This is a genomic window from Hymenobacter glaciei (assembly GCF_039539585.1).
In the GTDB taxonomy this organism is placed as follows: Bacteria; Bacteroidota; Bacteroidia; order Cytophagales; family Hymenobacteraceae; genus Hymenobacter; species Hymenobacter glaciei.
In genome coordinates this window covers 36,034-45,736 of record NZ_BAABDK010000011.1, presented here as the reverse complement: position 1 = coordinate 45,736, position 9,703 = coordinate 36,034, and the positions used below count along the sequence as shown (strand labels likewise).

General features: G+C 59.7%; 7 protein-coding genes. 1 reads left to right on the top strand and 6 read right to left on the bottom strand.

The window, feature by feature from the left end; translation table 11 throughout:
• Window positions 1–68: 68 nt before the first annotated feature.
• From ABD837_RS06965 to tsaD, 6 genes are all read right to left on the bottom strand, one after another.
• Window positions 69–1,007, bottom strand: coding sequence for a fatty acid desaturase family protein (locus tag ABD837_RS06965; protein WP_345052076.1), 939 nt, complete (start codon window positions 1,005–1,007; stop codon window positions 69–71).
• A gap of 212 nt (window positions 1,008–1,219) precedes the next feature.
• Window positions 1,220–1,714 carry an HNH endonuclease gene (locus ABD837_RS06960; RefSeq protein ID WP_345052074.1) on the bottom strand — a complete coding sequence of 165 codons (495 nt, stop codon included), beginning with the start codon at window positions 1,712–1,714 and terminating at the stop codon, window positions 1,220–1,222.
• A gap of 136 nt (window positions 1,715–1,850) precedes the next feature.
• A complete protein-coding gene (locus ABD837_RS06955; protein ID WP_345052072.1) occupies window positions 1,851–2,642 on the bottom strand; it encodes a C40 family peptidase in 792 nt (263 codons plus the stop codon).
• A gap of 142 nt (window positions 2,643–2,784) precedes the next feature.
• Complete coding sequence (smpB, locus tag ABD837_RS06950; protein ID WP_241937307.1) at window positions 2,785–3,243, bottom strand: SsrA-binding protein SmpB; 459 nt, start codon at window positions 3,241–3,243, stop codon at window positions 2,785–2,787.
• A 13-nt stretch (window positions 3,244–3,256) separates the two neighbouring features.
• Window positions 3,257–3,715: a thioesterase family protein gene (locus ABD837_RS06945; protein ID WP_345052067.1), complete on the bottom strand. Its 459-nt coding sequence runs from the start codon at window positions 3,713–3,715 to the stop codon at window positions 3,257–3,259.
• Between the two features lie 10 nt (window positions 3,716–3,725).
• Entirely contained in the window at window positions 3,726–4,739 is a 1,014-nt protein-coding gene (tsaD, locus tag ABD837_RS06940) for a tRNA (adenosine(37)-N6)-threonylcarbamoyltransferase complex transferase subunit TsaD (protein WP_345052064.1), read from the bottom strand.
• Between the two features lie 317 nt (window positions 4,740–5,056).
• Between tsaD and ABD837_RS06935 the strand changes: the two genes are divergently transcribed.
• Window positions 5,057–9,670 (top strand): translocation/assembly module TamB domain-containing protein, encoded by a 4,614-nt coding sequence (locus ABD837_RS06935; protein ID WP_345052061.1) that lies wholly within the window; start codon window positions 5,057–5,059, stop codon window positions 9,668–9,670.
• The last annotated feature ends 33 nt before the right edge of the window (window positions 9,671–9,703 follow it).

Here is a 9,703-nt window from a genome sequence, read left to right as displayed (position 1 = left end):
CATAATTGCGTCTTGTCGTTAGCGCCGTCTACCTAAACCGTTCAACTATGAGACGCAACTATGCGTCTCTACGCAGCGCGGCCCATCTGGCGCAGGAAGCCTACGTGCGAGGCAATGGCAGTACGGGTATGCTTGTAGTTGTTGTAAGTCACATCGAACTCGGCGCACACCTGCTGCACAATCTTGCTGATGGCGGGGTAGTGTACGTGCGAGATTTTTGGGAACAGGTGGTGCTCAATCTGGAAGTTGAGGCCACCTACGAACCAGCTAACCACCTTGTTGTCGGTAGCGAAATTGGCCGTAGTGCGCACCTGATGGATGGCCCACTCGTCTTCGAGCTTGCTCGTAATAGCGCAAGGCACGGGGAAAGCAGCATCTTCCACGGTGTGAGCTAACTGGAACACCATGCTCAGGACCAAACCGGCTACGGCCGTGCTCAGCATAAAGCCAGCGAACCAAGGCAGGAAACCAACCATGTAAATCGGCAGGGCCACGTAGAGCACCAAGTTCAACGCCTTAAAGCCCCAAAAGCTCACGTGCTCACCGGTGTTCATCGGCTTGAGGCCAATAGCCCCAATCTGGCGCGAGAAGTACTTCTGGTAGTCCATTGCAAAAATCCAAGAGATGTAGAGCATGCAGTACAGTGCCCAGAAGTAGAAGTGCTGGTAGCGGTGCAATGGGTGCTTGGGCTGGTCGGGCGTCATGCGCATCCAAGGCTTCACGTCGATGTCGTCGTCGTGGCCCTCGATGTTGGTGTAGGTGTGGTGAATGAGGTTGTGCTTCGAATTCCACATGTAAGGGCTACCGCCGAGCACGCCGAGTGTGTAGGCTGCAAGTTTGTTCACCCACGAATAGCGAGAGAAGCTACCGTGCGCTCCGTCGTGCATCACGTTGAAGCCAATAGCCGCAATATCCAAGCCCACCAGTGCGCACTCCAGCAATGCCCAACCGGTGGACGGCGTGAAGAATACCAAGTGTACGTAAAGCGCAATCAGGATGCTTACCAAAAGTATCGCCTTGAATAGCAGCCCCGCATCACCCGTCATTGGTCGGCCGGTTTCCTCAAAATAATGGTTAATACGAGTTTTAAGCTCGGTATGAAAGGAACGAGTTGAAGCAAAACGAGGGAGGGCCATAAGCAAGTGAGTTTGGGTTTGAGGACAAATGTACCCCTCACCAACGGCGTGCCACCCAACTAAGTTTAAAAACTCCCTTCCGTTTAGTTAAGGTACGCGTGCCAGTTCTGGTCGATTGTGCCCGCCGACAGGCGCAGAAAGCCCGCCAGCGTAGGCTTCTTGGGCTGCTGCCGAATGGTTAAACCGGCTTCGGCGGGCGTGTGATGGCCCTTGGCGTGGTTGCAGCGGGCGCAGGCCGTGAGCAGGTTGGTCCAGCTCGATTCGCCGCCGCGCGAGCGGGGCAACACATGGTCAAGCGTCAGGTTTTTGGGCGAGCCGCAGTACTGGCACTCGAAATGGTCGCGCTTGAAGATGTTGTGGCGGCTCAGGGCAATGCCTTTGTAGGGTACGCGCACGTAGCGCTGCAAGCGGATGATGCTTGGCTTGGGGTAGGCATGCGAAATCGTGCGCAACGTGCCGTGTTCCGACTTTGCGACCATTTCCGCTTTATCGAGAAACAGGAGCACAAACGCTTTTTGCACGCTGCACAGGGTGATGGCGGTATAGTCGCCATTCAGCACTAACACTTTTTGGTCCATACACGCTTTTGGGTTCGGATAACCCGCCGAAAGCTAGCGGTTTCCGACCAGATAAACAAGCGTGCGGAGGTTAAGTTCAGGACGTCAACTGGGGACTCAAAAGATTCTTTGTACCCGCTATCGCCCCTTCCCGCACCTACTCCGGCAGCATGCGCTTTATCAGGCGCAGCTGGTGCGAGTACTTCTGCCGGTCGCGGTTGAAGATGCCGTTGTGGTCGAGCGGGTCGAGGCGTACTTCGCCGTGGGCGTGCAAAATTTGGCCCTCGTCCAACACCATGCCCACGTGCACGATGCGGCCCTCGGCATTGTCGAAAAACGCCAGGTCACCGGGTTTAGTCTGCGTCACGAAATGCACCGGCCGGCCGTGGTCGACCTGCTGGCGCGCATCGCGTGGCAGCTGAATGCCCACCAGGCCGTAGAGCTGCTGGCACAGGCCGGAGCAGTCGAGGCCAAAAATGCTTTTGCCGCCCCACACGTATGGCGCCTTCAGGTACATGAGGGCCGTTTTGCGCAGCAGGGCGGCCTGCCGGGCGGTGTCGGGCGCGGCGGTAGGGTTGGTAGCGGTACCGTTGTAGAAGTACGACTTGTCGCCGATGCGCACGTTCATGCCGTCGAAAAACGGCAACCGGCAGCCCAGCGTGAGCGGAATTTTGGTGGTGGCGTCGCTTACGGCCTGCACCACGTCGAGGGCGCGGGGGTGGTCCTGCGCGCTCCAGGCAGCGTAGTATTCGGCCGAAACGGGCGTGTGCTGCTTGAAATCCATCCAGCCCACGTAGTCATCGGCGGCCAGCTGAATCTGATACCAGCTGCCCTGCGTGGCCAGAATCTGGTAGCACTCGCCGAAGAGCAGTTGGGTAACAAGCTCGGCCCGGTCGTTGGGCTCGGCGCGAACGGGGACGGCGCTCAGCGCGCAGATGCCGGGATTCAAAATAATGTAAGAATGTGGGTGATGTGGAAATGTGAGAATGCAGTAGACAACTCACGCTTCCACAGAATACAAAGATGCTACTGTTGATTGGAATGACTGATTCCTGAAATCACATTTCCACATTCTTCCTGTTTTCACCTCATCACATCCGCTCCATGTCGCGCTTCTGGGCTTTTTCCTTTAGGTCGTTGCGTTTGTCGTAGAGCTTTTTGCCTTGGGCCAGGGCAATTTCGATTTTGGCGAAGCCGCGGTCAGTCACGAAAAGGCGCAGCGGGATGATGGTAAGGCCCTGGTCGACACTTTTGCCGGCCAACTGCTTTAGCTCGCGCTTGTTGAGCAGCAGCTTGCGGGCCCGCATGGCGTCGTGGTTGTTGTAAGTACCCAAGGAATAGGGCGCGATGCGGATGCTGTGAATCCAGAGGTCGCCGCGCTGGTCGAAGGTGCAGTAGCCGTCGGTCAGGTTCACATTCCCCTCGCGGATGCTTTTAATTTCGGTACCCTGCAGCATCACGCCCGCGTCGTACTTGGCCAAGAAGGTGTATTCGTGGCCCGCACGGCGGTTCTTAATATTGATGATGACGGGTTTAGCTTCTTTAGCCATGCTCGGGTAGTTTTCAGTTGTTGGTTGCCAGCGGTGAGGCTGGCGGCAGCGGGGGTTCGCAAGAGGCTTCGGCACGCAGCCCGGCAAAACGGGCTGCCAGCCGGGCCCGGGCCACAATGCGCTGCCCGGTATGGCCGGTAGCCACCAGGCGCGGCCCCACGCGGGCTTCTACGGCACAGCGCAGGCTTGGGCCATCTAGGGCGACAAAGGTAGCCGTTAGCGTGAGGGTTTCGCCGGGGAAGGCCGGGGCGTGGTGCTGAATGGCCAACTCGGTGCCGATGCCTTCTTCGTCGGCGGCCTTCATCTCCAGCACAAACAGGCGGGCAGCCCACTCCATTTCCCGGCCCAGCGCGAAGGTGCTCAGTACTTCGTGCACCAGGCCACCGGTAGCAGGTCCGAAATCGGCCACATCTCCGGGGCAGACCAAGTAGTGGTAGGTTTTGGTATCGCCGGGCTGGAAAGGGTTGGTCATAGCACAACGCTTACTTCAGCTTCAGGCGCGGGTCGGGGCTGGTGAGCTGGGTAGCGAAGTCGCCGGCCTCGTACTGGAAATGGGCCGTCATGGCGACCATAGCGGCATTATCGGTGCAGAAGGCAAAATCGGGGATGAACACCTGCCAGCCCTGCGTATCGGCCTCAGCCTCCAGAGCAGTCCGCAAGCCCGAGTTGGCGGCTACGCCGCCGGCCAGCGCCACCTGGGTGAGGCCGGTGTCGGCGGCGGCCCGGCGCAGTTGGCGCAGCAGCGTGGCCACAATGGTGTGCTGAATACCGGCGCAGAGGTCAGCCAGGTTTTCCTGCACGAAATCGGGGTTGGGGGCGGTTTGCTTTTTCAGGAAGTAGAGCACCGCCGTTTTCAGGCCACTAAAGGAGAAATCGTAGCCCGGCATGGCCCCTACCGGGAAAGCGAACCGCAGCGGGTCGCCCTGACGGGCCAGCTTGTCGAGGTGCGGACCGCCGGGGTACGGCAGGCCCAGCAGCTTGGCAGTTTTGTCGAAAGCTTCTCCCGCCGCGTCGTCGATGGTGGAGCCGATGACGTCCATTTCCAACGCCGACTTCACTACCACCAGCTGGGTGTGGCCACCGCTCACCGTTAGGCACAGGAAGGGGAATTCCGGCTTGGGGTCGCGGATGAAGTGCGCCAGGATGTGGGCGCGCATGTGGTTCACGGCTAGCAACGGCTTATCGAGCGCCAGCGCCAGCGTTTTGGCAAACATGCCACCTACTAACAAGGAACCGAGCAAACCCGGGCCTTGGGTTACAGCTACCGCATCAATGTCAGCCTTGGTAATGCCGGCTTGCTTGAGCGCAGCCGTGACAACGGGCAGCATGTGCTGCTGGTGGGCGCGCGAAGCCAGCTCGGGCACCACGCCCCCGTACTGCTCGTGTATTTTTTGGGTTGCCACCACGTTGCTCAGCAGCTCGCCGCCGGCCAGCACGGCCGCGCCGGTGTCGTCGCAGGAAGATTCGATGGCGAGGATGATGGGATGCGCAGGCATGGAATTCAGGATTGAAAAGGCAAAAACAACGTCATGCAGAGCGTAGCGAAGCATCTTGCATGCTATTACTAATCAACAAAAAGAGTTACTACACCACGCGAGATGCTTCGCTACGCTCTGCATGACTACCAAATAGCATAGCCGGCACCGTTTGGCCCAACCCTTGCGGAGGCGCAAAGTTCGGCCGTAGATGGCGAACCCAGTTACAATCGGGGCCGTTCCAGTGGAAAGCCTGGCCCATGGGTTTGGCCTAACTGGCTAAAAAGCCGCAACTTTGCGGATTATCCGCCATTTTCGTTTTCTCCCCTCCTGCCCCAGTGCGTCGTTTCCTTGCCATTTTGCTGAAAGTACTGCTGGGCCTCGGGCTGCTGCTGGTGCTGGCCGTGGTGGGGGCGCTGCTGGCCCTGCGGGTGCCAAGCGTGCAAACCCGGCTGGCCCACGAGGCGGCCGATATGCTCACCAAAAAGCTGGGGCAGCCCGTCACTATTGCGCGGGTTGATGTGCGGCCCTTCTCCAGTGTGCTGCTCGAAGGGGTGCGCGTGCAGGACCGGCGCGGCGGCGAGCTATTCAGCATTGGGCGGGCCGATGCCGACATTTCGCTGTTCTCCGTGTTCGACCCGCGTCATCTGCACGTGGGCACCCTTACGCTGAACGAGCCGCGATTTATTCTGCGCAACCTGCCTGGCCAGCCTGATACCACCACGTTCAGCCACTTTATGCAGGCGGTGAAGCGCCTTATCGGGCCTTCAACCGATACGACGAAGTCGGCCCCGTTCGACTTTGAGGTGGCCAAAGTGGCCTTGCGCAACGGGCATTTTGCAATTTTGAAGGACGACGTACCGCGGTCGAAAACCTACGGCAAGAGCATCGACTACGACCATTTGGTAGTCGACAGCATCTACGCCGACGTATCCAACATTCACCTTGGCGACACCCTCCGGCTGCGCATCAGCCAGCTGCACGCCGTGGAAACGCCTTCGCAAACGCCGCTGCGCGAAATCACGGCCGACATGACCTACGGGGCTCACTTCTGGGAGTTTAAGGATTTGAGCCTGCGCGTTGGGCGCAGCCAGATTAAGGATTATGTGCGGTTTGAGTTCCGGGTATTCGGCAACTTCGTCGACTACAACGACTCGATGAAGACCATTGCGCGCCTGCGCAATTCCAAGGTTTACTCGGAAGACATTGCCAAGTTTGCGCCCCAGCTGAGCGAGTTGCACGAGTCGGTGGCGCTATCGGGCGATGCCTCGGGCTACGTGCGCGATTTCAAGGTAAACAACCTCGATTTGCGCTACGGCACCGGCACCCACATCGTGGCCAAGCGTGCCCACGCCGACGGCCTACCCAACTACAAAGAGAGCTTTTTCGACTTCCGGTTGATGCCTTCGGTGGTCGAAGCCCGCGACCTGAAAAAGTGGCTCCCGGCCGCTGCCAACAAGCTGGTGCAGCCATTGGGACGCGTGAAAGTGCAGGGCCAACTACTGGGTTTCTACAGCGACTTTGTGGCCAATGCCTCGTTCGACACGGCCTTAGGTTACGTGGCCACCGACGTGAACCTGAAGACCAAAACCGACCTCACCCACGCTACTTACGAGGGCACGGTGCGCAGCAAGGCCTTCCAGCTGGGTAAGTTTCTGGGCGATGAAAGCGTGGTTCGGGACGTGACGCTGAACGGGCACGTAGCCGGCACGGGCTTCCTGCCGGCGTTTGCTACGGGCCGGGCCAAGCTCACGGTACCGGCCATCTGGCTGAACGGCTACCGCTACCGCAACATCACCTTCGACGGAGTTTTCAACCCGCTGCACTTCGATGGGCACGCCAGCATCAACGACCCGGCCGTGCGGCTGGTAGCCAATGGTCACGTGGACCTGGAGCGCAAACACGAGAACGTGAACGTGCAGACCAAAATTGAATACGCCAACCTGCGCGCCCTGGGCCTAAGCAGCCAGCCGTTCACGGTGAGCACCACGGCCAACGTGAAGTTCAAGGGCGTGCAGCTCGATTCGCTTATTGGCTATGCCTACCTGCGCCACTCGCGCTTCGGGCTCGACGGGCGCGTGCTGCGCCTCGATACGCTGGACGTGGTGAGCACCCGCAACCACCTGAACCAGCGCCAGGTAACGGTACGCTCTGAAGCTGTGAATGCCAGCGTGGCCGGCACTTTTAACACCTCCGATGTGGTGCGCGACGTGCAGACGCTCCTCACCGAATACCGGCTCAACTTCGAGAGCAACGCCGCTGCCACGGCCGCCTATTACCGCCGCAAGCAGCAGCGCACGCTGCCGGTGTACCAGGTCGACTTCCTGCTGAACCTGAAAAAGCCCAACCCGTTGCTGCAGCTTTTCGTGCCCGAGCTGGAAGTGGCCAGTGGCAGCCGCATCGACGGCTCGTTTCGGAGTGGCACCACCAGTATTTTCCAGCTTGGCGGCCACCTCGACAGCCTGCGCTACGGCCCGGTACGCACCGTGAACAACGACTTCGACTTCCTGACGTCGAAGCTTCCCTACCAGCCCGACATCCTGGCCCAGGCCAGCATCACGAGCGACCGGCAGGTGCTGCCCGGACTGGGCCGCACCGAGAAGTTTATTGTGGAAGGTGTGTGGGACCAGCAGCACATCAATTTTTCGACCTCGCTGGCGCAGTCGGGGACCACCAACCGGGCCACTATCAACGGGGCGCTGGGCTTTTTGCCCCGGGCCGTGGAGGTGATTTTTCGAAAATCGGGCGTGCACTTGCTGGACAAGGAATGGACCATTGCCGAAAACAACTCGGTTACCATTTCCAACTACGGCAAAGAGTTCGATATCAAGAACCTGACCTTTAGCAACGGCGAGCAGTTTGTGGGCGCGCAGGGCTTCATTTCGCCCGATGCTACCAAGGCACCCTTGCAGCTGCAAATCAAGGACTTTGAACTGGCCGGTCTCAAAACCCTGACTGGCCAGAACCTGGCTGGCCGCCTGAACGCCCAAGGCACGGTGAGCGGCATTTACGGCCCACTCATGATTACCAGCACGCTGGGCGTGGATTCGCTGAAGTACGACAACACCCTCATTGGCCAGGTAGCGGGCCGGGCCGACTGGGATAACGCCGCGGGCAAGCTGGTCACCAACCTCGACGTGGCCCGCGCCGGGCAGTCGGTGCTAACCGTACTGGGCGACATTGCGCCGGGCAGCAAAACCAACCAGTTCAACCTCACGGGCACGCTGAATGATGCGCCGATTGTGCTGGCGCAGCCGTTTCTGGGCTCGTTGTTTAAGAACATCAGCGGCACAGGGCGCGGCGAGCTGCGCCTCACGGGCATGTTCGCCTCGCCCAACCTACTAGGGGCGGTGAACGTGAGCAACGGCCGCCTCACGTTTGGCTATCTGGGCACTACCTACACGTTTGCTGACCGCATCAGCTTCACCAACACCTCCATTGAGTTCCGCAACATCAAGCTGCGCGACGTGCTGGGCAACACCGGCACCGTGGATGGCATTGTGCGCCACCAGGGCTTCCAGAATATGAGCCTCGATATCGCGGCCAACTTCCGCAAGATGCAGGTGCTCAACACCACGCGCAAGGACAACGAGCTGTACTTCGGTACGGCCTACGCTACCGGCACGGCCCGCGTGATGGGCCCCACCGATGACCTCGACATCACGGTGCGGGCCAGCAGCGAGGCTGGTACCCGCGTGAGCCTGCCCCTCGACAATGCCGCCAAGGCCGAGAAGGCGGGCTACATCAAGTTCGTGAACAACAACCCGGTGGGCGATACCGTCATCACCAAAAAAGCGGTGACCGTGGCGGCTTCCGACAAAGTCGACTTGTCGGGCGTCAAGCTGAACATGAACCTGACCATTACGCCGGAGGCCTATGTTGAGATTCTGCTCGATGAGAGTACCGGCGACGTAATCCGGGGTTCGGCGGCCGGGCAGCTGCGCATGGCCATTGATACGCGCGGCGAGTTCAACATGTACGGGCAGGTGGAAATCGTGCGCGGTGCGTACAACTTCACCCTGCAAGGCCTGGTAAACAAGGAGTTTGTGGTGCGCCCGGGCGGCATTATTTCCTGGAACGGCGACCCGCTGGCCGGCGAAATGAACATCACGGCAACCTACACGCAACGCACGTCGCTGGCCCCGGTGCTCGAAAGCGGCGCTTCGGGCAGCGTGGCCGTGGTGCCGGTAACGGCCGTGATGAACCTGACCGGCCCGCTGCTGCTGCCCGCTATTAAGCTCAACCTGGAGTTCAACGATGCACCGGGCACCTTGCAAGGCGATTTGGCCGCTTTCACGGCTTCGTTGCGCAACGACGAGCAAGAGCTCAACCGGCAGGTATTCAGCTTACTGGTATTCAAGCAGCTTTCGCCGCGAGGTTCCTCGCTGGGCAGCACCATTTCGATTAAAGGGCAGGACAATACGGTTTCGAACAGCCTGGGCCAGATTCTGAGCACGCAGCTCGGCCTGCTCACCTCGCAGATAGACCAGAACCTGGAAATCGACTTCAACATCAACGGCCTCACGGCGGCCCAGCTTCAGGCGCTGCAGGTGCGGCTCAGCTACTCTTTCCTGAACGGCCGCCTGCGCGTGACCCGCGAGGGCGGCTTCACCAACAACCCCAACCTGGTGAGCCAGGGCACTGGCACCGGCACTACCCCTACCACCAATACCGCCGGCCAGGCGTCGCTGCTCGGCGACCTAAGCCTCGAATACTACCTGCGCGCCGATGGCAAGTTCCGGGCAAAGCTGCGCTACGAAACCACTCCGCGCGACCTCGAAACCATTAACCAGCCCCGAGCGGGTTTCTCGCTGCTTTACACGGAGCAGTTCAACACGTTTGGGGAGCTGTTCCGCCGCAAATCACCGGGCAAGAAGGAGCGCAACACCCAGAAAGCCCGCGAAGGCAAGGAAGTGATGACAGTGGACGAGGACCCAAGGACGAATCTGTAATTTTTAGGTGATGAGGTGACGAAGTGATGGAGT

Bases quoted from the DNA above. Each gene is read 5' to 3' on its own strand.
- ABD837_RS06960 (WP_345052074.1), bottom strand. From the start codon at position 1,714: ATGGACCAAAAAGTGTTAGTGCTGAATGGCGACTATACCGCCATCACC.
- smpB (WP_241937307.1), bottom strand. From the start codon at position 3,243: ATGGCTAAAGAAGCTAAACCCGTCATCATCAATATTAAGAACCGCCGT.
- ABD837_RS06945 (WP_345052067.1), bottom strand. From the start codon at position 3,715: ATGACCAACCCTTTCCAGCCCGGCGATACCAAAACCTACCACTACTTG.
- tsaD (WP_345052064.1), bottom strand. From the start codon at position 4,739: ATGCCTGCGCATCCCATCATCCTCGCCATCGAATCTTCCTGCGACGAC.